This is a genomic window from Burkholderia sp. COPS, from assembly GCF_019425585.1.
GTDB lineage: Bacteria > Pseudomonadota > Gammaproteobacteria > Burkholderiales > Burkholderiaceae > Burkholderia > Burkholderia cepacia.
Genome location: NZ_WIXR01000002.1, coordinates 186,616 through 209,564 on the forward strand (window position 1 = coordinate 186,616; position 22,949 = coordinate 209,564).

A 22,949-nucleotide genomic window follows, 5' to 3' on the forward strand; every position below is an offset into this window, starting at 1 on the left:
CCGGCGCCCTCGGTTCGCAATCGCGTTGCCGGCGGCAGCCGTGATTTCCGTTTTCCCTTGCTTGCGGATGTCGGATACCACCGAATCGGGAAGCGTGATCGGGGCCCGATCCGCGAGGTTCAATGCACGTCATTTGCGACGATGGACGCCAACGCTCGAGCGCCGTCGTGCTGGGCCGTGTCTTCAGTGGAAAAGATGTGGTGACTGAATGCGATCAGTTTGAAGCCGGACCCCGTGGAACGAGGGACGGTGATACCCCAGTGCCAGCCACCGTCCTGCTGGAACACGTGAAGGGCAGGGGGTGCCTGATTCAGTGCTGATGAAAAAGTCGTCATGGCGTGCTCTCCCGTCATGGGGCGACTGCTGGGCAACGACATCGGATGCGCGAACCCAGTCTACGAGCACTTTTGCTGCAGCGCAATATCCGGATGACGCGAACATGCCGATGTGCGGCGCGCCACAATTTTGAAATACAAATATGCAGCGTCGTCGATGGCTGGCATATTGATGTGACGATTAAGAATGTTCGGAGGCTTCATGGACCGCAGTTCGCTTGTGTGGGCGGGGGTACCGCATAACAGCGATGGCGTCGTGTTTCAGGCTCGGGTCGGCCGCGGGCTTCAGCGCTTTCATGTTTCCCGGTTGATTCTCGAGAAGGCATGCGACCTCGAGCGACTGGCATCCGACGCGCGGCAGCTCGAATGCTTTTACGAGCATCTGGCCCCGATCCTGGCAGTCGCCCGGAAGACGCGCTCGAATGCGAAAGCCGATACGGTTTCGCTGAAGGTTTCCGATTTTGCCCGAACAGGCAGCGTGCGTGCCGGGCAGGATGCCCGGGCCGGGATGCGATGAGTATCGCGGGGGCCTCAGATGTTGTCCGCGCGCCAACGACGCGGTGACACACCGGTGACGCGCGTAAATGTCCTGGTGAAGTGGCTCTGATCCGCGAAGCCGCAGATATCCGAGATCATGTGCAGCGGCATGGATGACGTGCGCATGTACATGATTGCGCGCTCGATGCGCTGATTGATCAGCCAGCGATGGGGCGGCAACCCGGTCGTCTGATGAAAGGCTTTGACAAAGTAGCCGCGAGACAGGCCGCACGCTTTGGCGACATCGGCAATCGTGACGTTCCCGGTCAGGTGCTCGAGAAGAAACCCTTTCGCCATTCGTTCCTGCCACGCCGTGAGCTTGCCCGTCGACTTCTCCCGCCGCTCGCTGACGCCGCCGTACTGGCGCGCGACATGTGCCTGAAAGGCGAGTGCGACGTGGTCGACGAAGAGCCGGGACGCATGCCCGGGCTGCGCCAGAGCGGGGAGCAGGGCCTGGCCCAGGCGATGAATGATCGGGTCCACCTTGCTCAAATGCGGTGGCAGGTAAAGCTGTGGCCGCTGCCTGCCGCCGATTTCATCGACTGTCTCCTCCAGCGTCAGGCGGGGGAGGTGAAAATGGATGCAGTCGAACGTTCCCTTCAGGTCGGAAACCCATCTGCGATCGAGGTCATGGATCGTGACGGTTCCTGCTTGATAGGGGACGAAACGAGCGACACGTCCGTCGAGCCACAATTCCTGTTCGCCGAACGCGCGTAATTGCAGCACGACGAGATCGGCGTCTTCCAGTTCGTATGGCGCGGTTCGGCCAATATCCCTGCGAGATGTCTTGAGCCGACTGATGCTGACCTGTGCGTGCGGCAACGTCTGCGTGACGACGCTTTGCCTGAGGTCGGCCGGCATGAAATCAGATGATGCGTTGTCCGACTGTGCGGCGGTCATAAGTCCGCGGGAACGTGAAGAATGGGGCGGCGAAGTATATCAAAGCAATATTTGGCTGGTGTGCGTCGTGGGTCGCCGATGCAGTGGCAGAGCGTGAATACGGCGTGACGTGGGCCTCACTGCTGTCCCGGCCCGTCCCGGCCGGGTCGACGTCGGCGATTGGACGTACGGACAAGCGATAGGCGCGTAAAGGACGTTTTTCCCTCGTTTCGGGCGGCATGTCGTTATTTGAGGGGTCCGGATAAAATGCGACTTTCCGGGTTTTCAGTTAACGACTTCGTCATGCATCGAATCGGATTCTTCGTTTGCCGTGGCTACGATGTGCTCGATCTGGGTGGGCCGCTGTCGGCCTTCAATCAGGTGGCCACCGCGGCGGGCCACACGCCCTATGATCTCCAGGTCATCTCGCAGTCCGGCGGCCCGGTTCCCGGCAATACAGGCGTTTCGATCGAAACGCGGCCGATCGGACGGCGTACGTTCGACACCGTCATTTTCGTGGGCGGGGAGATCGAGCCGATGCGGGCTCCGGAAAACATCGCCGCTGCCAGGAAACTCGGCGCCCGCGCCTCGCGGGTGGCAAGCGTGTGTACGGGGGCGTTTCTGCTGGCCGAAACCGGCTTGCTGGACGGCGTGAGAGCCACGACGCACTGGCTGTACGCGGCCCAGTTGCAGTCGCGCTTCCCGCGCACGCGGGTCGAAGGCGACAGTATCTATATCGAGGAGGGCCGCATCTGGACGTCGGCGGGCATCGCCTCCGGAATCGACCTGGCGCTCGGCATGATTGAACGGGATATGGGTGCGGAGATTGCGCGTGCCGTCTCCCGGTATCTGGTCGTTCCGTATCGTCGACCGGGCGGCCAGTCCCAGTTCTCGGCAATGTCGCAGATGGAGCCGGAATCGGACCGGATCCGCATCGCGCTGAATTTTGCCCGGGAGCACCTCGCCGAAGCGTTGCCCGTCGAACGGCTCGCCGATGCCGCACGATTGAGTGTGCGGCAGTTCGGACGCGCATTTCGCCGGGAAACCGGTGAAACACCTGCCAAGGCGGTCGAGCGCCTGCGAGTCGAAGCGGCGCGGCTGCGCCTGCAGAGCGGTAGCGAACCGATCGAGCAGATTGCGCTGGCGGTAGGGTTCACCGATCCGGAACGGATGCGCAGGGCCTTCATCAAACTGCATGGGCACCCGCCGCAAGCGATTCGACGCGAGAGCCGATCGAACGGCGTGCGCTGATCGGCTGCCGGCCGATCAGCGCACTGCCTATGAATGCCCGTCTGACGGATCAGTCGTGCTTCGTGCAGGTCATGATCCGTTTCGCCGGATGCTCATTGGTCGTTCGTCGGCAGCGGACCGTAATCGTTCCACATGTCGCGATGCAGTTTCCACGCGCCGCCCTGCTTCAGAAAGACGAGCGTCTGCTTGCCGCGGTACTTGAGCTTTCCGTCGTGGTCATGGATCTCCGTATCCGAAACCTCGGTCACGACCCGGTCGTTGCCGTAGAACTCGTAGTTGCTGAACGATACGGTGACAGGCTTCGATCCGGCATACCCTTTGGTGAGGTATTCGGTGATCGCGCGGCTCCCCGTTACCTTGTCGCCGCCGGGCGGCAAGAGAGTGCCGTCGCGGGTATAGAGGCGACCGATTGCTTCGTAGTCGCCTCGCGCGAAGGCATCCGCCCATCGTGCATTCTCGGCTTTGATGGCCGCTTCGGGCGGATGTTGCGAACCACCGGCAGATGCCGGCGTTGCAAACGCGAAAAAGGTGACGCAGGCTGCTGCAAGTGCGGTAGCGAAAGTACGATTCTGTTGCATCGGGTGATTTCCGGTTATAGATCGAATTGAGAGGACTACGAAAATTTAAAGGGCGGGCGGGCAATGTCGGAGCCGGTGATTATCTAGGCCTGCAGACGGCCCGCGCGCATTGCCGGCCCATGTTTCACCGAACGCCTGGAATGCGCGCGAGCCCCCTGGAGGCGCCGGGCAGTTCCTTGTCGACCATCGCGACGACTTCCGGCCGCGCGTCCCTTGGATGGCCGGAGTGGAACGGCGGCGCGGGATCGTATTCGATCACGAGTTGCGTGAATTCGGCCGCCTGTCGGCCGCGCAGCTTCTCCGCCACGCGAAGCGCGAAGTCGATGCCCGCCGTCACGCCGCCGCCGCTCATGAACCGGCCGTTGTCGTCTTCCACGAAGCGGTCGGGAACGGGAATCGCGCCATATTCGGCCAGCTTGTTGACGAAGGCCCAATGGCACGCGCTCCGCTTGCCCTTGAGCACGCCCGTTGCGGCGAGCACGAGCGATCCGTTGCAGACCGACGTGACGTGCCTGGCGCTTTCCGCCAGGCGCCGGATCTGCGCCTGATACGCGGGTTGCATCGGCGCCGTCAAATTAGACCCGCCGGGGACCAGGAGCACGTCCGTCTTGTCGATGTCGGCCAGCCGCTCGGTCTTGCCGTACACGACGCCGAATTCGAGCGTCACGTTGCCGCCATCGAGGCTCGCGTAGCGGACGTTCGTATTCGGCAGCCGATGGAAGATCTCGCTGGGGCCGGCGAAGTCGAGCAGCGTCCCGCCGTCGTAGTTGACGATCAGGATGTTGAGCGGTTCATTCGGCGCAAGTTCGCCCTTGCTGCCGGCCTGCGCAAGAGCAGGGGTGGTGTGCGCGAGCAACGCGCTGCCGCCCAGGATGGCGCCGAGGGTGGCGGCGCCCCCCAGCTTGAGGGCATCGCGGCGCGAACGGCCCGCTCTCGTGAGCGGTGTTCCGGAAGCATTGTCTTCGCTACGGTCGGTCAAGATCGTTTCTCCTTGCACTTCGGCCCCTCTGCGAGCGCAACCAGATTGGGCCGGATTGAATGGCCGCCGCGACGAACGGCGTGGCGGACGTGAGATCGGGATGGGGATGAGCCCGGATGATTTGCAGGGCTCAAGCATCGCGCGCCGCAGGCTTAAAGCTGCGAAGCGCCGCCATCGACGACCAGTTCGGTGCCGACGACATACGACGATTCGTCGCTGGCGAGATAGAGCGCCGCGTACGCGATGTCCATCGCGTGGCCCATGCGGCCCACCGGAATGGTTTCGGCGAATTCGGCCTTGCGCTCGCGAACCCATTCGTCGGGCATGCCCCATTTGGTGAGCAGCGGAGTGTCGATCACACCGGGCGCGATCGCGTTGAAGCGGATCTTGCGGTCGAGAAACTCGTAGGACCAGCTGCGGGCGAGCGATCGTACGGCGGCTTTCGCTGCCGCGGTCAACGAGATGCCATGCTTGCCGGTCTGCGCGACGAAGGATGTATTGAGAATGAACGAGGCGCCTGGCCGCAGGTCCGGCAGCACCGCCTGAAGCGTGAACACCACGCCCTTGACGTTGATGTCCATGATCTCGCCATAGAGCGCTTCGTCTATGTCGTTGACCGCGGACGGGAACGCCCAGCCCGCGTTCGCGAACACGACGTCCAGACCGCCGAACGTCTCCTTGACCTCGGCGGCAATCGCCCGCATGTCGTCGAGCGAACGGACGTCGCCCTTGAGAACGAGCGCATGCTCGCCAAGCTCGGCCTTCACGCGCTCGAACACCGTGTCATCGCGGCCCGTCACCGCTACGCGGGCACCTTCCGCAATGAACAGCTTCGCGGTTGCGAGGCCGATGCCGCTGGTACCGCCGGTGATCAACACTGACTTGTCTTTAAGCCTCATCTTCTGCTCCATTTTTACGTCGTGACTGATCAGGCCGAAGGCTTCAAACGCAATTGCGTCTGTGTGCCTTTTCCGGCTCGATCTTCCACGTGCAGTATGGAACGCGAGGCGTATGGCGCAAAGGTCGTATAACCCTCAAAAAGCGCCACTCGGTTCAAGCGAGTGAACAACGCGGCTCGGCGTTTGGCGGGGGGCATTGCCCGTTCGCACGCTTCATGTGGGGTCTCGCTGGCGGCGAGTGGCGTGTGGCGCAGGCGTGCGCGAAGGTCGGACGCGCAGTGGTCGCGATGCGGATGTCCGAGCGACCGCGGCGAGCGGCCGGTATCTGGAGGCCGTCTGCTTCATTCCTCGCGCTCATAGCGCAAACGGTATCCCCCATTCGTTCGCTCGATGCGTGCGAACCCGCGTTCCCCCAGATGCATGCCGGCGATCAACAGCCCTTCCGAACTGACCTGGTCCAGAAGCCGTGACCGCGTAGCAGCGGCCAACGACGCATCGTGATCGAAGGCAATCGACACCTCCGGTCGCTGAATCTGGATATGCGGGAAATGCACCACGTCTCCCCACACAAGAAGCCCCTGATCGCTTGATTCAAGCAGATATCCGGTGTGCCCGTCGGTGTGCCCGGGTATCGGCAGTGCGTCGATGCCGGGGAGTACTTGCCCGTCGTCGAAAAGACGAAGCCGGTCGCCATAAGCATCGAACACCCGACGCGCCACTGCGAAATTTCCGCGTGCGCGTTCGCTGGCGCGACTCAGATTCCCGTCGTCCTGCCAGAACCCGACCTCGCGTCGATGCACGACCAGTTCCGCATTCGGGAACGCGATCTCTCCTGCACCGTTCACGAGCCCCCCGACATGGTCGGGATGCGCGTGGGTCAGCAGGATGGTGTCGATCGCGGCGGGCTCGATGCCGGCAAGCGCGAGGTTCGTCCCGAGTTGGCCGCCCCATTGCCTGAACCCGCCCGCCCCGGCATCGATGAGCACGGTGCGTCCCGCGCCGCGTACGACGTAGCAATTGATGTGCACGGCTTCTGGCGCCTTCTGCCCGGCATCGCGTTGCATGTTCGACGCGTCTGCAGGGTCGATATTCGACAGAAAGTCGAGACTCGCGGTGAGGTAGCCATCGCTGATGGCGGTAATCGTGAAATCCCCGACTTGCTGGCCGGGAAAGTTAAGCGTGGCCATCGTGCTTCTCCGAATCGGCGAATGGTGGGTTAGTTGCGGGCGTGAATGTTCGACGCGGTGTAAGCAAAACACCGAATGCGCGCGGTGAGGCCGGTGCGCCGGACGATCGCACGATCCAGCGCTTCCATGAACCGGTCCATGACCGCCGACGTGCGGGGTGCCCCGGCACGATACCGAATGTCCGCGTAGACAGGATGTCCGTGCCCGTGCAGAACCGCCTGAAAAATGACGTGGACGTTCCTGAGCTCGGCGCCGAGCACATGCGTACAGAGCTCGACGCAGTCGCGCGACAGCTCGGCAAGATTTTCGTCAGCGGGCATCCGCTGTGCATCGATCGAGAAAGTGACGTTCGGCATCGTGGGCTCACTCCCGGGCAGTCGAAGGGGCACGTGCGCTCGTCAGTTGCTCCGTCATCGGCGCATAAAGGTGAATGCCTTCCGTGCGCTCCTCGACAAGCGGCACGCTGTTGCGCGGCACGACGGCGAGCCAGCGTCGTGCCGGTAACTGCTCCAGCGCGACGGCTTGCATGGCCAGCGGGCGGAGGCCCAACCGGATCAGCGGATCAGGGCCGCCGGCGCACAGCGCGAGGCGTTCGCCTTCCGCCACCGCCGGGGCCAATCCGATATCGGAATAGAGATTGCGATGCCAGTCGGTGATGTGTTGCTGCCATTTCGCAAAATTGCCGCCGCCTTTCCGGCGATATTCGTCGCCGGTCAGCACATCGAGACCGTCGATTGTGTGAATCGCCAGATAGACGGGGCAACCGCTGCCGATCGCCTTGAACCGCTGCGACGTGTGAAATCCCGTCACCGAGATCAGGGCAGGCAGCTTTTCAAGGCTGTAGAAGTCGTTCCATTCGGCTTCGCTGTCGACGTCGGCGAAGCTGCATTCCACGGTGTAGATCATCGGATCGTCCTTTGAGCAAGATGCACGTCCCACGGCGGGCGCTTGATGGTCAGTGCGGTAACGTAATGCTAAGCTCGCATTTGCACCCCATAAAACGAAATAAAGTCAGCCTTCAGTGATATTTGCTCAAGCTGACGTCGAACCCACCCTGACCGGCGAGCCACGCATGCCCCGCAAGATCCCGAGCAATTCCGCGCTGCAGGCGTTCGAAGCCGCGGCCCGACACGGCAGCTTTGCCCGAGCCGCCGATGAACTCGCCCGAACCGAGGGCGCCGTCAGCCGTCAGATCGGCCGGCTGGAGGCGTTCCTGGGTGTCACGCTGTTCGAGCGGATCGGCAACCGGGTACGGCTGGCACCGAACGGTGCGCGGTATGCGGTGCAGGTTCGCGAGATCCTGGATCGGCTGGAACGGGACAGCCTGTACCTGATGGGGCAGCCCGTCGAAGGCGCGAGCATCGATATCGCCGCCATTCCGACCTTCGCCACGCGCTGGCTGATCCCCCGGCTGAAACACTTTCAGGATCGGCATCCGAACGTCACGGTCCATATCGCCGAGCGCATGGAACCGTTCCTGCTGGCCGGGAGCGGTTTCGACGCCGCCATCCATTTCGAGCATCCGGCGTGGGCTGGAATGCATCTGCATCCGCTGCTGGAGGAAGTGCTGGTGCCCGTGTGCAGTCCGGCGTTGCTGGCGGACGCCGGGGCGAACCCGTCGCTGGACGCATTGCCACGCCTTCACCGGCGGCAGAACCCGGACGCGTGGCAGGCCTATGCGCAGGAGTCCGGCATCGTGCTGGGCAACTCGGCGATTGGCGCGCGCTACGATCTCCATTCGATGCTGATCGAAGCGGCGCTCGCGGGCCTGGGTGTCGCGCTAGTGCCGCGTCTTTACGTCGACGCGGAGCTCGAGCAGGGGCGGCTGGTCGCACCCTGGCCGGCGGGCAAGTCCGTCACGAAAAACTTCTGCCTCGTCCTGCCCGAACCGATCGAACTGGCCCAGGGGCCGTTGCAGGCTTTCGCGACGTGGATGCTGAATGACGCGCCGGGCCTGGCACCGCACGGTAGCGCCCGACGCACGCCGCGAGGCAGACGTCAGCGCGGTGCTTCCTCTCCACGTTGATTCGCCGCACGCAGGCCGCGATCAGGTACGCCGCGCTCGGCGAGACACCGCCTGCCGAATGCTCCTGTCAGCCGCGCGTATGCGCCCAACCGACGGGCCTGCAAAGCTCCAGGACCAACAGTGCTGCCGGCACTGAAAACCGGTTCCACCCGCGCAATGCGGGTTCTTCCACATGATCGTTTGGTCTCCTTCGCATCCTTGATGACCATTGCTCCATGACGGCAACGCGATAAGGCACGTCCGGCGGGTCGAGGTGCCGGTGCGGTTGTGGCATCCGGCGTTGCGGTCTCCTGTGGCCGGAAACGTGTGATCCGCGTGGTGCTTGTCGGTGCAAAGCCGCAACGGCCGGGATCACAAGACGTCGAGGAAGATCGATGGATCTAGTGGTTGATGCACCCGTTGTCAACTGACTGGAGGGCCCTGTCTAACAACCTGCACAGCGTTGTTGAACGTGATTCACTTCGCGTGCTGGTGCGAAAACGTTCGTTTGTGTTCGTTTTTATTCGTTTTCCGGTATCGGAGTCCCGTCGCGCCGAGCCGTCGAGTGGGGTACAGCCGACATCCCGCGCGCGGGCGACGCTTCAATGCCGAAAGCGTCGCTGCATCAGCGATTTCCGCATCCTCATCCTCGAGCAACTGACATGTACGTAAAAAATGGAGAGCAAGATGAGCAGATCGATACGAGCGAAGGCAGTGGCGACCGTGGTGGCGATCGCCATGAACGCGGCCCCGGCCGCGAGTGTTGGAACCGTTCTGTCGCTGGCCGGCGCACAGGCCGCTTCCGCCGCGACGACCGCCGTTGACGACTACGCGGCGACCCGGTACCCGATCATTCTCGTGCACGGGCTGACCGGCACCGACAAGTACGGTGGCGTCGTCGAGTACTGGTATCGCATTCCGGAGGACCTGCGGGCGCACGGTGCGGCGGTATACGTTGCCAACCTGTCCGGCTTCCAGAGCGACGATGGCCCGAACGGGCGTGGCGAGCAATTGCTTGCGTTCGTGAAGCAGGTGCTTGCGGCAACGGGCGCGCAGAAGGTGAATCTGATCGGCCATAGCCAGGGCGGCCTGACATCGCGTTATGTTGCGTCCGTTGCGCCGGAACTGGTCGCGTCGGTGACGACGATCAGTACGCCGCACTGGGGCTCGCAATTCGCGGACTTCGTCCAGCAACTGTTGCAGACGGACCCGACCGGCCTGTCGTCGACCGTGCTCGGCGCATTCGCGAATGCGCTCGGCACGTTGACGAGCAGCAACTTCAATACGAACCAGAATGCGATTCAGGCGTTGTCGGTGCTGACGACGGCAAAGGCCGCCGCATACAACCAGAAATTCCCGAGCGCCGGTCTCGGTGCGCCGGGCTCGTGTCAAACCGGCGCGCCAACGGAGACTGTCGGCGGCAATACGCATCTGCTTTATTCGTGGGGCGGCACGGCGATCCAGCCGACAGCGACGGTGGCCGGCGTGACGGGGGCCGTCGATACGAGCGTGAGCGGGGTCACCGATCCGGCGAACGCGCTCGATCCGTCAACGCTGGCACTCCTCGGCAGCGGCACGGTGATGATCAATCGCAGCGCAGGTCCGAACGACGGCGTCGTGTCGCAATGCAGCGCGAGGTTTGGCCAGGTGCTCGGCACATATCACTGGAATCACACCGATGCGATCAACCAGATCCTCGGCGTGCTCGGCGCGAATGTGGAGGATCCGGTTGCGGTAATCCGCACGCACGCGAACCGGTTGAAGAATCAAGGCGTGTAATCGATGACAGGGAGCAAGCGCGGCATCGCGCGACGCCGGCATGTCCGGCGTCGCGCCTGCCGTGATCGGGCGGATCGTCGTGCATCGAGTGGTTTCTTCAGCGCGTTGTCGATAACGGTCACCAGGGCGTGGCCTATCCGTGCTTCAGCGCGGTCGAAACGCGCATCATCGCGGAACCGTTCCGGAGGCGTCGGCGCGATGTTGTAAAGGCAATCGGCCATGCGGCCCTGTCAGCCTCGAACGCGTCAGGATCTCATTCTGCTGGCGCAGGGCGCAACGACGTCGATTACCCCGCACTCGAGAGTGTGGGGCCGGTCTAGAGCCACTGCTCTGAATTCCCGTTGCACTGCCGCATAAAACGATCGTCAGTCGTTGGAAGTGCACGGGGAAAATCGCTTCGTACTCCAACTGAAAAATCCGTCTCGACCCGAGAGTATGACCGTCCAGCAAGGAATGCAGGGCGTTTGACGATTTCATTCCTGGCTCGCCGGAGACGCGCTCGATCATCGCGGTTCGCGATCCGCATTCAAGCGACGAATGTGTGCATCGCAACAATCCATTTCATTCACGGCAATCGTAACGGTAAGGTGAACGCACGTTCGAATTTGATCGAGCGATCCGAAACCACCCTGTGACGATGCCATGACAACGAACCGCGATCGACCTGCCAAAGTGTCAGCCCCGACTTCCGGTGTCACGCCGGCAGGCGGCAATGCGCGTACGGCGGGCCCGCGCCTGCCGGCCAGGCTGGTGGGCCCGATCGTGCTCGGCACGCTGCTCAACGCGCTGAACTCGTCGATGATCGCGGTCGCGCTCGTCAGCATCCAGCAGGCGTTCAATCCGCACGGGCATGAACGCATCGACACCCTGTGGCTCGTGTCGGGCCTTTATCTCGCGACGGCCGTCGGCCAGCCGACGATGGGGCGACTGGCCGACCGGTTCGGCGCGAAGCGGATCTTCTGCATCGGCCTCGCGATCGTGTTGATCGCGTCCGCGCTCGCGCCGTTCGCACCGTCGCTCGGGTGGCTGATCGCGTCGCGCGTCGCGCTCGGCATCGGCACGTCGGCCGCGTATCCGGCCGGCATGGCGATGATCCGCACGTGGTCGCAGCGGCACGCGAACGGCGCGACGCCGACGGGCGGGCTCGGCGCGATCTCGGTGGCGGCACAGGTGGCCGTCGCGTTCGGGCCGCCGCTCGGCGGCGCGCTCGTGCAGTTCGCCGGCTGGCGCGCGATCTTCTGGATCAACGTGCCGATCGTGCTGCTCGCGTTCGTGCTGGCGTGGCTGTGGATTCCGGCCGACGTCGCCCCGCGCGGCGCGCAGCAACGCCGCACGCTGCGTGGCACGCTGAAGGAACTGGACCTGCCGGGCGTCGTGCTGTTCGTCCTGACGCTCGCGAGCCTGCTGCTGTTCCTGCAATCGGTCACGCACGATCCCGACTGGCTGCTGCTCGTCGCGACGCTGGTGCTGTGCCCGGTGCTGGTCGGGCACGAGCGGCGGGCGGCGACGCCGCTGATCGACATCCGCATGCTCGGCGACAACCGTGCGCTCACGAGTACGTACCTGCGTTGCGTCGGCACCTACGCGGTGTTCTACGCGATCTTCTATGCGCTGCCGATGTGGCTGCAGGAGGCCAAGCGCCTGTCTGCCGCCGACGCCGGCCTCGTGATGCTGCCGGTCGCGGGGATCGGCACCGTGGCGACGATGCTCGCGACCCGCCTCGCACACGGTCACGGCTCGCGGCCGGTGCTGATCATCGGTTCCGCGATGCTGTGCGTCGGCAGCGTCGTGATGAGCCTGCTCACCAGCGCGATGCCGGTCTGGTCGATCGTACTGCTATCGATCGTGTTCGGCGTGCCGAACGGCTTCAACAATCTCGGAAACCAGGCCGCGCTCTACCAGAGTGCGCCGCACGACCGGATCGGCACGGCCTCGGGGCTGTACCGCACTGCGCAGTATGTCGGCGGCAGCCTGTCGTTTGCGCTCGTCGGGCTGGCGCTCGGCCATCCGGCGAGCGATCGCGGCCTGCGCGAGCTGGCCATCGTCCTGGCGGTCATCAGCGTGCTGCTGCTGCTCAACGCAGCGTCGAGCCGGCACCTGGATACCGCCGCTTCTTCCATCCCCCAACAGAAGTGAGGTTTTGACATGTCCACTCCGACGCTCAATCGCGCGGTCGCCCTGGTCGCCATCGATCTGCAGAACGGCATCGTGTCGCTGCCGGTCGTGCCCTACACCGGCGCGCAGGTCGTGGCGAAGACGGTCGAGCTCGCGACCGCGTTCCGCGCGTTGAAGCTCCCCGTGATCTACGTGCACACGAGCTACCAGCCGGACGGCGGCGTCGCGCTGAAGGTCAGGACGGATGCGCCGTCGGCGCCGCCGAATCTCGACCCCGAATGGAGCGCGTTCACGCCGGCGCTCGGCGTCGGGCCGTCCGACATCGTCGTGACGAAGCACCAGTGGGGCGCGTTCACCGGCACCGACCTCGACGTGCAGCTGCGTCGTCGCGGCATCACGGACATCGTGCTGACCGGGATCGCAACCAACATCGGCGTCGAATCGACGGCGCGCCAGGCATACGAGAACAACTACAACGTCGTCGTCGTCAGCGACGCGGTCAGCACGTCGTCCACCGACGCGCAGACCTTCGCGCTGACGCAGATCTTCCCGAAGCTCGGGCAGGTCGCCGCGACGGCCGACGTGGAGGCGGCACTGAAGCAGGCGTATTCGCGCTGAACGAAGCGGCGTGTTCGGCGTGCACCATTCAAACAGAGTCATTTACCGAGGCATGACGATGATCAAGACCGATGCATGGGTTCTCTACGCAGGACCGGAACCGAGCAGGAAGCAGGCGCCCGTGGCGGGCGAACTGCGTCGCGAGACCTTCGAATTCTCCGATCTGGAAGCCGACGAGGTGCTGGTCGAGCCGCTGTACGGATCGTGGGAGGCGAACCTCGACCACGCGCTGTCGCGCAATCCGGTCGACATCTGCCGGCAGCGCCGCGAGGACAAGATCGTGCTCGGCAACGGTGCGCTGGTGCGCATCGTCGAGCGCGGCAGCGGCGTGAAGACGCTGAAGGAAGGCGAGATCTGCATGGTGATGCCGTTCGGCAAGCGCGACGAATACGGGTTCGCCGAGCTCGTCTACGCATACGACGCGCCGGGCACGATCGGCGTGATGGCGCAGCGGACCAAGATGCGCGCCGACAACCTCGTGGCGGTGCCGACGGACAGCCGGCATTCGCTGCTGCAATGGGCGACGTACGGCCGCTACTTCACCGCGTGGGACAACTGGAAGGTGGCGTCGACGTGCTGGCGCTCGCAGCTGCCGGACGTCGATCCGGCCGACTACCTGGTGTTCGGCTGGGGCGGCGGCACGACGCTCGCCGAACTGCAGCTCGCGAAGCGCGAGGGTTTTCGCGTCGCGATGACGGCGAGCAACGACCGGCGCCTCGAGGAGCTCGCGAAGCTCGGCATCACGCCGGTCGATCGCCGCAAGTTCCCGAACCTCGCGTATGACGACGAACGCTACAAGACCGACCCGGAGTACCAGGCGAGCTATCGCGAGTCGGAGCGCGTGTTCGCGGAGACGATCGCGGAGCTGAGCGGCGGCCGCGGCGTCGCGATCTTCCTCGACAACCTCGGCGGCGCACTGTATCGCGCGACGATGCGCGTGGTCGGCCGCACCGGTATCGTCACGACGGTCGGCTGGAAGACCGGGATGCGCCTGTGGAACCTGCGCGCGACGGAGTGCATCAACCGCCGCCTGCACATCCACACGCACGCGTGGCGCTACGACGACAGCATCACGATCCGCGATTTCCAGGAAACGAGCGGCTGGATCGGCGAGGAGCCGACCGAGATCTTCGATTTCGACGAGGTGCCGAAGCTCGCGTCCGACTACCTGAACGGGAAGATCCAGACGTATTTCCCGATCTACCGGATCAACGCCGTCTGAGCGGCAGGTCGCGCGCCGCGCCCGCATCGCTGCAAGACGATTAGTCATGCAGATGATGTCGGTGTGCGGCGCGCCGTGCAATCCATCTGACTGGAGAACGGCATGGCCACTGTGGAAATGGGGGGCGTCGACACCGGTGCGGCGTCGGACGCGTCCAAACCGGCGCCGCTCGACGGCATTCGCGTGATCGACGCCGCGACGTTGTTCGCGGGGCCGCTCGCGGCGACGATGCTGGCGGACTACGGCGCCGACGTGATCAAGGTCGAGCATCCGGACGGCGATCCGGCGCGCAAGTACGGCGCGCGTCGCGACGACGTGCCGTTGTGGTGGAAGGTGCTCGCGCGCAACAAGCGGGCCGTCACGCTGAATCTCGGCACGGCCGACGGCCAGCGGATCTTCCGTGAAATGGCGGCGCAGGCGGACGTGGTCGTCGAGAATTTCCGGCCCGGCACGCTCGAACGCTGGGGGCTCGGTTACGACGTGCTGTCCGCGATCAACCCGCGGCTCGTGCTCGTGCGGGTGACGGGCTTCGGGCAGTTCGGCCCGTATGCGAGCCGCCCCGGCTTCGGGACGCTGGCCGAGGCGATGAGCGGGCTCGCGTCGGTCACCGGCGAGGCCGACGGGCCGCCGCTGCTGCCGTCGTTCCCGCTCGCGGACACCGTCGCGGGGCTGAACGCCGCGTTCGCGATCATGACGGCGCTGAAGGCGCGCGAGCACACCGGGCGCGGCCAGGTCGTCGATCTCGCGATCATCGAGACGATGCTCGCCGCGATGGGCGCGCAGGTCGCGAGCTACGACCAGACGGGCCGGGTGCCCGAGCGCACCGGCAATCGTTCGCCGAACAATTCGCCGCGCGGGGTGTACCGCACGTCGGACGGCAAGTGGGTCGCGCTGTCGACGTCGGCGCACAGCATCGCGGAGCGCGTGATGCGCCTCGTCGGCCGTGCGGACCTGATCGACGAACCCTGGTTCGCGAACGGCGCCGAGCGCGCGAAGCATGCGGACGAACTGGATGCGGCGGTCGGCGGCTGGATCGCGCAGCGCTCGCGCGACGACGTAATCGCCGAGTTCGAGCGCGCGCAGGCGGCGGTCGCGCCGATCTACGACGTCGCCGACGTGCTCCGCGATCCGCAGTACGCGGCGCTCGGCTCGGTCGTGTCGGTGCCCGATGCGGAGCTCGGCGCGTTCCGCACGCACAACGTGCCGTTCCGGCTGTCCGACACGCCCGGCGCGATCCGCTGGGGCGGGCCGGCGCGCGGCACGCACAACGACGAAGTATTCGGCGCATTGGGGCTGGAGCGGCACGAGATCGCCGATTTGACCGAACGGGGCATTGTATGAAAACCAGCGCAACCTACCGCAGTTACCTTTACGTGCCCGCGCACAAGGCGCAGGTGGTGGACAAGGCGTATGCAAGCGAAGCCGATGCCATCGTGCTCGACCTCGAGGATGCCGTGCCGGCCAGCCACAAGGCCGAAGCACGCGAGGCGGCCGCCGCGATTCTCGCGGAAGGCCCGCCGAAGCCGACCTACGTGCGGATCAACCCGATCGGCAGCCCGTGGTGTCGCGACGACGTCGACGCGATCGCGCAGCCGGCGCTGCAGGCGCTGCGGCTGCCGAAATGCGACCTGCCGCAGCATATCCAGGAAGTGGCGGGCTGGCTCGACGCGCTCGGCAGCGAGGCGGGCATCCAGATCCTGATCGAGTCGGCTTACGGTGTCGAGACGGCTTACCAACTCGCGACCGCGTCGCCGCGGCTCGAACGGATCGGGCTCGGCGAGAGCGACCTGCGCGCGGACCTGCAGATCGGCGTCGACAACTTCACGCTCGAGGTGTGCCGCGCGCGCTGCGTCGTGGTGTCTCGCGCGGCGGGGCTCGCCGGGCCGATCCAGACCGTCTATCACACGCTGCCCGATCTCGACGGGCTGAGGGAATCGACGTTGCGCGCCAAGTCGATGGGGTTCCTCGGCCGCTTCGCGATTCATCCGTCGCAGCTCGCGGTGATCAACGAGGTGTTCACGCCGTCGGAAGACGAGATCCGCGCGGCCGAGCGGGTGCTCGAGGCAGTCGATGCGGCAGCGGGCAAGGCCTCGGCGTCGTCGGTCTTCGTGCTGCCGGACGGCCGCGTGGTCGCGCCGCCGCTGATCGCCAACGCGCGCGTGACGCTCGCGCTCGCGAACAATCTTCGACTCAGTGGAGCACTGGCATGAGCACACCCGAGACGCTTTCCGCTCCGGCGGCGGCCGCCGATCCAGTTGCACCGGCCCGGCCCGCGCCGCCCGACGGCATCGTCGGCGCGCTCGGCCGCTTCGCGGCGGAGGTGCGCGCCGGAGGGCTGGAATACCGGCTGCGCGTCGAGGCCGCCGCGCGCGTGCTCGACGTGGTCGGCAACAGCCTGATCGCGCACGACGAACCGGTCGTGCAGTCGGTGCTGCAGGTCGCACGGCGCTGGGCGGGCACCGGCCCGGCGAGCGTGATCGGCGCGCCCGACCGGCTGCCGGCCGCGAGTGCCGCGCTCGTCAACGGCACGCTCGCGCATGCGATGGACTTCGACGATTCGCACATGCTGTCGGTGCTGCATCCGAGTGCGTCGGTGATTCCGGCCGCGCTCGCCGCCGCGCAGGCGAGCGGCGCGTCGGGCGCGGCGCTGCTCGATGCGATCACGGTCGGCACCGAGGTGTGCATCCGGCTGGGCGTCGCCGCCTACAACGAGCGGCTCGGCAATTCGGTGTTTTTCGAGCGCGGCCAGCACGCGACGTCGATCTGCGGCACGGTCGGCGCGGCGGCGGCCGCGGCGATGCTGCTCGGGCTCGACGCCGCGCAGATCGCGGCGGCGCTCGGTATTGCCGCGAGCATGGGCGCGGGCCTGCTCGAAGCGAACCGCACCGGCGGCTCGGTGAAGCGGATCCACTGCGGCTGGGCGGCGCATGCGGGCGTGAGCGCGGCGGAACTGGCGGGCGCGGGCGTCACCGCGCCGCCGACCGCGCTCGAAGGCCGCTTCGGCTTCTTCCACGCATGGTGCGGCGACCTCGCCGACGTCGACGCGGTACTGCGCGACCTGGGCGACGAATGGGAGACGAGCCGGATCATCTTCAAGCCGTATCCGTGCAACCACTTCACGCATCCGGGCATCGACGCGGCGCTGCAACTGAAGGCGCAAGGCGTGACGGCGGACGACGTGGTGTCGGCCGAGCTGCGGGTCGCGACGTCGACGCTGCGTACGATCGGCGAGCCGGCCGAGTTGAAGGCGAATCCGCCGAACGGTTATGCGGCGGCGTTCTCGGGGCCGTACACGGTCGCGGCGGCGCTGCTCGGCGGCGGCGGGCTCGGCGTCTGGTTCGACGATTTCGACGATGCGCTCGCGCGGGACCCCGCACGGCGCGCCCTGGCCGCGAAGGTGCGTTGCGTGGCCGATCCATGGTGCGATGCGCGCTTTCCGCATTTCCTGCCGGCCGTGCTGCGCGTCGAGCTGCGCGACGGGCAAGTGCGCGAGGCGTGGATCGAGTCGAGCAAGGGCACGAATTCGCGGCCGCTGACCGAGCAGGAACTCACCGCGAAATTCGTGCTGGCAGCGAGTTCGGCGCTCGGCATGGAGCGCGCGCTCGCGCTGCGCGACGCGGTACGGTCGCTCGCCGACGATGCGCCGCTCGATGCGCTCGCGGCGCTGACGTCGGGCATTGAAGGAGGACACCGATCTTGAATGCACCCCGCTGGAAAAAGCGGCCGCCCGGCTCGAACTGGGGCGACTTCGGTCCCGACGATCAGAAGGGGCGGCTGAACTGGCTGACGCCGGACAAGGTGCGGCAGGGCGCGGCCGAAGTGCGGGAGGGGCTGTCGTTCTCGCTGAGCCTGCCGCTCGACGTGCCGCGCGGCGGCGGGCTGAACGCGCGGCGGCGGCCACCCGCGATCATGCCGGCGCTGCTCGGCGACAAGCCGTATTTCGGTTATCGCGCGGACGAACAGGTTGCGAACGCAACCGATGTGGTCTGCGACGATTCGTTCTGCATGCACTCGCAGTTCTCGACGCAATGGGACGGCCTGTCGCACGTGGGCGGCGTGTTCGACGCGGACGACGACGGCGTGCCTGAAATCGTGTTCTACAACGGTTTCCGGATGGGCGAACATCTGCGGGTGCCGCAAGAGGGCGACGCGACGGGCGGCGCGCACGCGCTCGGCATCGAGGTGATGGCGCAAACGGGCGTGCAGGGGCGCGGCGTGCTGATCGACCTGCGGCGTCATTTCGGCGACGCGCGCACGAAGGTCGGCTTCGCGCAACTGATGCAGGTGATGGAGGCGGACCGCGTGCAGGTCGAGCGCGGCGACATCGTCTGCATTCACACCGGCTTTGCGGATCTGCTGCTGCATGACGACGGCGGATCGCCGGCGACGGTCGCGAGCGCGTGCGTGCTGGACAGCGGCGATGCGCGGCTGCTGCAATGGATCGACGAATCGGGGCTGGCCGCGCTCGTGGCCGACAACCATGCGATCGAGGAACGTCCGCAACATGCGCAGCCGCTCGCGCAACCGGGCGCGCTGATGCCGCTTCACGAACTGTGCCTGTTCAAGCTCGGCATTCACCTCGGCGAGCTGTGGCACCTGACGCCGCTCGCGAACTGGCTGCATGCACACGGTCGGAACCGGTTTCTGCTGACCGCGCCGCCGCTGCATATCCGCGGCCTGGTCGGCGCACCGGCGAATCCGGTCGCGACCGTTTGAGCTTGCGGGCGGCCGCCGGGGCGGCGTTCGCCCGCATTTTTTTGCAATGCGACCTTTTTTCAAAAATCGCGAATCAAATGACCGATTGGTACGGTATCCGGAAGAATCGACGCGAAACGGACCAACTAATTTAAAAAATTAACCAATACCGCTCGATACCTAAAAATATAGATACGTCAAGATTGGACTATTCTTGTGCATTGCACTAAATATCAGGGGATTGCTCCGATTGCGGAATTTTTCAATCGCAATCGGAGGCGGTGTTTAACCTGTTTAGTGGATGGTCGCAAACATGAATCTACGTTCGATCGATCTGAACCTGCTGGTCATACTCGATGCGCTATTGACGGAGAAACAGGTCACCCGGGCCGGCCAGAAGGTCGGCCTCACGCAGCCGGCCGTCAGCAACGCGCTGGCGCGGCTGCGGTTCCTGTTCAAGGACGAGATCCTGGCGCGCACCGCGGTCGGCATGGAGTTGACGCCGCGCGCACAGGCGCTGGCGATGCCGATTCGACAGATCATGCAACAAATCGAGGAATTATTTGAATCGGATTATCAATTCAATCCTTTTACGTCCGAGCGCCATTTCACGTTGCGCATGTCGGATCTCACCGAATTGCTTTTGCTGCCGGCTCTGCTGCGCTGCATGCGCTTGACCAGCCCGAATATCGGCATGGACGTCGTGCACATGAGTGCCGCCAAGACCGCCGACGCACTCGAATCCGGGCTGCTCGACCTGGCGATCAGTGCCGGCCTCGAACATTCGGGCGCGCTGTCGTCGCAAATCGTGTTTCATGACCGGATGGTCTGCGTGATGAGCCGCAGCCATCCGGAAGCGGGCATGCCGCTGACGCTCGAACGGTTCCTCGCGCTCGACTTCCTCAACGTGACGATCAATCCGGTCGACCACAGCCTGGTCGACAACCTGCTTGCGAACATGAACTGCACGCGGCGCATCGCGCTCAACGTGCCGCACTGGCTCGTCGTGCCGAACATGCTGGATGCGCTGCCGTACGCGGTGATCATGTCGGAGCGGCATGCGCTGAGCCTCGACGACGCGCGGCTCGTGATCCGCGACCTGCCGCTCGCGATGGAGCCCGTCGCGTGGTCGCTGTACTGGCACCGGCGCTACGACGGCAGCAACGCGCACGCGTGGTTGCGCAGCCGCATCGTCGAGGTCGCGGAAGCGCTCGAACGGCACGGCGTCGCGGCGGAAGCTTAGGGTTCGTTCACGTCGGTCAGCCGACGACGAGCAGCGGCGGCAGCGTCGCGATATCGGGCTGCTCGTCGAGCCGCCACAGGTAATCGAGCGCCGCGCGGATCTGCGCCGGGCCCCAGTGCCGCCGGCAGTTCTTCGTGAACTTCGCATCGTAGTCGTCGCGCCGCATCGGCCGCGTCGGCGAGCCGGGCAGGTCGTCCACCTGCTTCGTGCAGGTCGACCCGTCTTCGCACACGGCCGTCACCCGGTTCGGCGCGTGCGCGGGATAGCGGGCGGTCAGCGCCGGGTCCTCGCGCACCGTGATCCGCTCGATCAACGCGCGCAGCGCCGGATCGTGCAGCGCGTCGGGCCGGTAGCTCTCGGTCGTGATGTCGCCGTCGAGCATCGCGCGCGCGACGATGTACGGCAGGCTGTGATCGGCGGTCTCGTGCGTCGACGGCGCCCATTTTTCGCGGTCGCGGCCGGCCGTCACATAACCGACTTCGGTCGTGTCGATCTCGATGCGCCGGATGCGGCGCAGGTCGCCGACCTGCGCGGCGACGTCGAGCGCGGCAGGAATCGCGGTTTGCGTGAGCCCTTGCGCGGGATAGAACTTCACGAAGCACTTGCCGATCCGGAACGCGCCGCCGCGCCCGCCGAATTCGCGCGTGTCGACGGCGAACGGCCCGGACACCTGCGGAAAGAATCCCGCCATGCCTTCGAAGATCGGCGCGGGGCCGGTCAGCCCGGCGCGCGCGAGCTGCGTCGCGAACACCGCGTTGCGCGCCGCGTCCGCATCGGCGAGCGCCTTCCAGTTCGACAATTCCTGGACGCGCGTCTGGTTCAGCGCGAGATGGCTGTTGATCGACAGGTTCACCGCCTGCACCAGCTGCGGCGCGGGCATGCGCATCAGCTTGCCCGCGGCGAGCGCGACGGCGGGCAGGCTGTAGCACGTATGATCCCAGCCGCGCGGGCTGATCGCGGCGGCGTCCATCAGCCGGCACGCGATCTCGTAGGCGATCGCGATCGACAGGATCAGGTCGCGGCCGTTCGCATGCTGCGCTTCGGCGACCGCGAGGCACGCGGACATGTTGTCGCTCGGATGGCCGGTCTCCTTGCCGGCGTACGCGTCGTTGAAATCGTAGTAGCGCAGTGCGGTGCCGGTCGCGAACGCGGCGAGATCGGGGCTCGTGCGCTGGTTCGTGCCGACGATCGTCGACACGCCGCCCGGCGACGCGAGCGCCGCGTCGCGCGCGATGCGTACCGGACGTTCGTCGTGCGCGGCGATCGCGCAGCCGAGCGCGTCGATCAGGTGCGCCTTGATCGTCTCGATCGTCGCGGCGTCGAGGTCGCGATACTGCAGCCCGGCCGCGTAGTCGGCGAGCTGCTGCGCGAGATCGGGGCGGCCGGGCGCGGCGGCAACCGGCAGCGCGCCCGCGCGGGCGTGGGCGAACGGCAGCGCGAGCGCCGCGCCGGTCAGCGTGGAAAGGAAGTGGCGGCGGTTCATTGTGCGAAGACTCCGAAGGTTCCTGAAACTGGGGAGAGGCGAGGTCAGAACAGCTTGCGCAGGCCGAGTGCCAGGCCCGCGCTGCTGGCGCGGTCGCCGGCCAGCGTGTAGTGGAGGAAGTTGTAGTTGTAGTTGTCGAAATCGAGCGCGGCGCGGCGCGCGTAGCCGCCCGCCAGGTACAGCGTGACGGCTTTCGACAGGAAGTAGTTCAGCTGCAGCGTGACCTGCTGCGGGTTGGCCGGGTGCGGCGTGGGTGTCTGCGCGTTCGGCGCATTCTGCGCACGGATGTCCTCGTAATAAAACGCGCCGACCGCCTGCAGGTAAGGGGTGATCGCGTAGCGCACGCCGGCCCACCAGAACGTGTAGCGCGTCACGACCGACGGCGCGGCGACGCCGCTCTGGCCGTACGTGACGCCGGCCAGCAGCTGCGCACGTCCGACGGACGCGATCGCGGCGGCGGCATAGCGGCGGAAATGCGCGAAGCCGCCCGGCTGCGGGGTGTTGACGTTGTCGAACGCGGCGGCGAACGAGAATGCGCCGCCGGCATAGTCGAAGCCGGCGCCATAAGCGGCGTTCGACTGGAACGCGCCGGGCGTGCCGCCGAACGAATAGTGCGTTTCGAGCGTCAGCGGGCCGATCTTCGCCAGGTACTTGGCGACGTTGTTCTCGCGGAAGTTGACGCCGACGATCGCGCCGGCCGGCTCGTACAGCGTCGAGTACGCGCCCGTCGGCGAATAGCGCTCCATCACGTCGAACAGCGTCGTGTACTGGTGGCCGAGCCGCAGCGCACCCCAGCGCTCGTGCTGCAGCCCGACCCATGCGGAGCGGTCGAAGCCGCCCGCGCCGGTGCCGGTACCGTTGTTCAGGTTGATGCCGCTTTCGAGCCGGAACGCGGCCTGCCAGCCGCCGCCGAGGTCCTCGACACCCTTCAGGCCCCAGCGCGAGCCGCTCTTGCCGCCCGACGCCATTCGCACGAGCGATGCCGACGACTTGTCGCCGGGCGCGGCCTGATGGGTGAGGAATTCCGTATAGATGTCGGCCACGCCATACAGCGTGATCGTGCTTTGCGCGCAGGCGCCGGCCGATACGAGGCCCAGTCCGCACAGTGCGGACATCCGCTTGCCCATGGTTTGTCTCCTTCCAG

Annotated in this window: 22 protein-coding genes; 12 read left to right on the top strand and 10 right to left on the bottom strand. The window is 65.8% G+C overall.

What is annotated here, in order from left to right; genetic code table 11:
• Positions 1-119: 119 nt before the first annotated feature.
• Positions 120-335, bottom strand: a complete 216-nt coding sequence (locus FOZ70_RS01355; RefSeq protein ID WP_124467574.1) for a hypothetical protein — start codon at positions 333-335, stop codon at positions 120-122.
• A 202-nt stretch (positions 336-537) separates the two neighbouring features.
• On the opposite strand from FOZ70_RS01355, the gene FOZ70_RS01360 reads away from it, so the two are divergent.
• The gene (locus FOZ70_RS01360) at positions 538-852 is read left to right on the top strand and encodes a hypothetical protein (RefSeq protein ID WP_042972813.1); all 315 of its coding nucleotides are present in this window, start codon (positions 538-540) and stop codon (positions 850-852) included.
• Between the two features lie 14 nt (positions 853-866).
• Here FOZ70_RS01360 and FOZ70_RS01365 read toward each other — a convergent pair whose 3' ends face one another.
• Positions 867-1,772 (bottom strand): AraC family transcriptional regulator, encoded by a 906-nt coding sequence (locus FOZ70_RS01365; RefSeq protein WP_059855810.1) that lies wholly within the window; start codon positions 1,770-1,772, stop codon positions 867-869.
• Between the two features lie 282 nt (positions 1,773-2,054).
• Between FOZ70_RS01365 and FOZ70_RS01370 the strand changes: the two genes are divergently transcribed.
• A complete protein-coding gene (locus FOZ70_RS01370; RefSeq protein ID WP_060372640.1) occupies positions 2,055-3,002 on the top strand; it encodes a GlxA family transcriptional regulator in 948 nt (315 codons plus the stop codon).
• Between the two features lie 92 nt (positions 3,003-3,094).
• Here the strand turns inward: FOZ70_RS01370 and FOZ70_RS01375 are convergent, their stop codons facing one another.
• The 6 genes from FOZ70_RS01375 to FOZ70_RS01400 all read right to left on the bottom strand — a co-directional run bounded on the left by FOZ70_RS01375 (position 3,095) and on the right by FOZ70_RS01400 (position 7,551).
• On the bottom strand, positions 3,095-3,580 hold the full coding sequence (locus FOZ70_RS01375; protein WP_021156588.1) for a nuclear transport factor 2 family protein: 486 nt from the start codon (positions 3,578-3,580) through the stop codon (positions 3,095-3,097).
• A 124-nt stretch (positions 3,581-3,704) separates the two neighbouring features.
• On the bottom strand, positions 3,705-4,559 hold the full coding sequence (locus FOZ70_RS01380; RefSeq protein WP_060148194.1) for a DJ-1/PfpI family protein: 855 nt from the start codon (positions 4,557-4,559) through the stop codon (positions 3,705-3,707).
• Between the two features lie 152 nt (positions 4,560-4,711).
• The gene (locus tag FOZ70_RS01385; RefSeq protein WP_059486102.1) at positions 4,712-5,458 is read right to left on the bottom strand and encodes an SDR family oxidoreductase; all 747 of its coding nucleotides are present in this window, start codon (positions 5,456-5,458) and stop codon (positions 4,712-4,714) included.
• Positions 5,459-5,799: 341 nt separating this feature from the next.
• Positions 5,800-6,645 carry an MBL fold metallo-hydrolase gene (locus FOZ70_RS01390; RefSeq protein WP_219704799.1) on the bottom strand — a complete coding sequence of 282 codons (846 nt, stop codon included), beginning with the start codon at positions 6,643-6,645 and terminating at the stop codon, positions 5,800-5,802.
• 29 nt (positions 6,646-6,674) lie between these two features.
• Positions 6,675-7,001, bottom strand: a complete 327-nt coding sequence (locus tag FOZ70_RS01395; RefSeq protein ID WP_219704800.1) for a hypothetical protein — start codon at positions 6,999-7,001, stop codon at positions 6,675-6,677.
• A gap of 7 nt (positions 7,002-7,008) precedes the next feature.
• Positions 7,009-7,551 carry a sugar ABC transporter gene (locus tag FOZ70_RS01400; RefSeq protein WP_219704801.1) on the bottom strand — a complete coding sequence of 181 codons (543 nt, stop codon included), beginning with the start codon at positions 7,549-7,551 and terminating at the stop codon, positions 7,009-7,011.
• 166 nt (positions 7,552-7,717) lie between these two features.
• Between FOZ70_RS01400 and FOZ70_RS01405 the strand changes: the two genes are divergently transcribed.
• The 10 genes from FOZ70_RS01405 (at position 7,718) to FOZ70_RS01450 (ending at position 20,322) form a co-directional block, all read left to right on the top strand.
• On the top strand, positions 7,718-8,671 hold the full coding sequence (locus FOZ70_RS01405) for a LysR substrate-binding domain-containing protein (RefSeq protein ID WP_060148101.1): 954 nt from the start codon (positions 7,718-7,720) through the stop codon (positions 8,669-8,671).
• A 666-nt stretch (positions 8,672-9,337) separates the two neighbouring features.
• A complete protein-coding gene (locus FOZ70_RS01410; RefSeq protein ID WP_021156595.1) occupies positions 9,338-10,429 on the top strand; it encodes a triacylglycerol lipase in 1,092 nt (363 codons plus the stop codon).
• Between the two features lie 642 nt (positions 10,430-11,071).
• Positions 11,072-12,565, top strand: coding sequence for an MFS transporter (locus tag FOZ70_RS01415; protein ID WP_258025512.1), 1,494 nt, complete (start codon positions 11,072-11,074; stop codon positions 12,563-12,565).
• 9 nt (positions 12,566-12,574) lie between these two features.
• Positions 12,575-13,162 (top strand): hydrolase, encoded by a 588-nt coding sequence (locus FOZ70_RS01420; protein ID WP_219704803.1) that lies wholly within the window; start codon positions 12,575-12,577, stop codon positions 13,160-13,162.
• Between the two features lie 58 nt (positions 13,163-13,220).
• Complete coding sequence (locus FOZ70_RS01425; RefSeq protein WP_027792762.1) at positions 13,221-14,384, top strand: zinc-binding alcohol dehydrogenase family protein; 1,164 nt, start codon at positions 13,221-13,223, stop codon at positions 14,382-14,384.
• A 117-nt stretch (positions 14,385-14,501) separates the two neighbouring features.
• The gene (locus FOZ70_RS01430; RefSeq protein ID WP_059710595.1) at positions 14,502-15,725 is read left to right on the top strand and encodes a CoA transferase; all 1,224 of its coding nucleotides are present in this window, start codon (positions 14,502-14,504) and stop codon (positions 15,723-15,725) included.
• Complete coding sequence (locus FOZ70_RS01435) at positions 15,722-16,594, top strand: CoA ester lyase (protein ID WP_021156600.1); 873 nt, start codon at positions 15,722-15,724, stop codon at positions 16,592-16,594. The genes FOZ70_RS01430 and FOZ70_RS01435 overlap by 4 nt, the downstream gene beginning before the upstream one ends.
• Complete coding sequence (locus tag FOZ70_RS01440) at positions 16,591-18,084, top strand: MmgE/PrpD family protein (RefSeq protein ID WP_053077831.1); 1,494 nt, start codon at positions 16,591-16,593, stop codon at positions 18,082-18,084. The genes FOZ70_RS01435 and FOZ70_RS01440 overlap by 4 nt, the downstream gene beginning before the upstream one ends.
• Entirely contained in the window at positions 18,081-19,100 is a 1,020-nt protein-coding gene (locus tag FOZ70_RS01445; RefSeq protein ID WP_059710593.1) for a cyclase family protein, read from the top strand. The genes FOZ70_RS01440 and FOZ70_RS01445 overlap by 4 nt, the downstream gene beginning before the upstream one ends.
• A 292-nt stretch (positions 19,101-19,392) precedes the next feature.
• A complete protein-coding gene (locus FOZ70_RS01450; protein WP_048027736.1) occupies positions 19,393-20,322 on the top strand; it encodes a LysR family transcriptional regulator in 930 nt (309 codons plus the stop codon).
• Between the two features lie 16 nt (positions 20,323-20,338).
• Here the strand turns inward: FOZ70_RS01450 and FOZ70_RS01455 are convergent, their stop codons facing one another.
• Both FOZ70_RS01455 and FOZ70_RS01460 read right to left on the bottom strand, forming a co-directional pair.
• Positions 20,339-21,805, bottom strand: coding sequence for an MmgE/PrpD family protein (locus FOZ70_RS01455; RefSeq protein WP_060156741.1), 1,467 nt, complete (start codon positions 21,803-21,805; stop codon positions 20,339-20,341).
• Between the two features lie 44 nt (positions 21,806-21,849).
• Positions 21,850-22,932 (bottom strand): porin, encoded by a 1,083-nt coding sequence (locus FOZ70_RS01460; RefSeq protein ID WP_060148112.1) that lies wholly within the window; start codon positions 22,930-22,932, stop codon positions 21,850-21,852.
• Positions 22,933-22,949: the final 17 nt, after the last annotated feature.

Bases quoted from the DNA above. Each gene is read 5' to 3' on its own strand.
- FOZ70_RS01390 (WP_219704799.1), bottom strand. From the start codon at position 6,645: ATGGCCACGCTTAACTTTCCCGGCCAGCAAGTCGGGGATTTCACGATT.
- FOZ70_RS01375 (WP_021156588.1), bottom strand. From the start codon at position 3,580: ATGCAACAGAATCGTACTTTCGCTACCGCACTTGCAGCAGCCTGCGTC.
- FOZ70_RS01415 (WP_258025512.1), top strand. From the start codon at position 11,072: ATGACAACGAACCGCGATCGACCTGCCAAAGTGTCAGCCCCGACTTCC.
- FOZ70_RS01425 (WP_027792762.1), top strand. From the start codon at position 13,221: ATGATCAAGACCGATGCATGGGTTCTCTACGCAGGACCGGAACCGAGC.
- FOZ70_RS01455 (WP_060156741.1), bottom strand. From the start codon at position 21,805: ATGAACCGCCGCCACTTCCTTTCCACGCTGACCGGCGCGGCGCTCGCG.
- FOZ70_RS01360 (WP_042972813.1), top strand. From the start codon at position 538: ATGGACCGCAGTTCGCTTGTGTGGGCGGGGGTACCGCATAACAGCGAT.
- FOZ70_RS01450 (WP_048027736.1), top strand. From the start codon at position 19,393: ATGAATCTACGTTCGATCGATCTGAACCTGCTGGTCATACTCGATGCG.
- FOZ70_RS01430 (WP_059710595.1), top strand. From the start codon at position 14,502: ATGGGGGGCGTCGACACCGGTGCGGCGTCGGACGCGTCCAAACCGGCG.
- FOZ70_RS01365 (WP_059855810.1), bottom strand. From the start codon at position 1,772: ATGACCGCCGCACAGTCGGACAACGCATCATCTGATTTCATGCCGGCC.
- FOZ70_RS01355 (WP_124467574.1), bottom strand. From the start codon at position 335: ATGACGACTTTTTCATCAGCACTGAATCAGGCACCCCCTGCCCTTCAC.
- FOZ70_RS01410 (WP_021156595.1), top strand. From the start codon at position 9,338: ATGAGCAGATCGATACGAGCGAAGGCAGTGGCGACCGTGGTGGCGATC.
- FOZ70_RS01400 (WP_219704801.1), bottom strand. From the start codon at position 7,551: ATGATCTACACCGTGGAATGCAGCTTCGCCGACGTCGACAGCGAAGCC.
- FOZ70_RS01460 (WP_060148112.1), bottom strand. From the start codon at position 22,932: ATGGGCAAGCGGATGTCCGCACTGTGCGGACTGGGCCTCGTATCGGCC.
- FOZ70_RS01395 (WP_219704800.1), bottom strand. From the start codon at position 7,001: ATGCCGAACGTCACTTTCTCGATCGATGCACAGCGGATGCCCGCTGAC.
- FOZ70_RS01420 (WP_219704803.1), top strand. From the start codon at position 12,575: ATGTCCACTCCGACGCTCAATCGCGCGGTCGCCCTGGTCGCCATCGAT.
- FOZ70_RS01405 (WP_060148101.1), top strand. From the start codon at position 7,718: ATGCCCCGCAAGATCCCGAGCAATTCCGCGCTGCAGGCGTTCGAAGCC.
- FOZ70_RS01440 (WP_053077831.1), top strand. From the start codon at position 16,591: ATGAGCACACCCGAGACGCTTTCCGCTCCGGCGGCGGCCGCCGATCCA.
- FOZ70_RS01435 (WP_021156600.1), top strand. From the start codon at position 15,722: ATGAAAACCAGCGCAACCTACCGCAGTTACCTTTACGTGCCCGCGCAC.
- FOZ70_RS01370 (WP_060372640.1), top strand. From the start codon at position 2,055: ATGCATCGAATCGGATTCTTCGTTTGCCGTGGCTACGATGTGCTCGAT.
- FOZ70_RS01385 (WP_059486102.1), bottom strand. From the start codon at position 5,458: ATGAGGCTTAAAGACAAGTCAGTGTTGATCACCGGCGGTACCAGCGGC.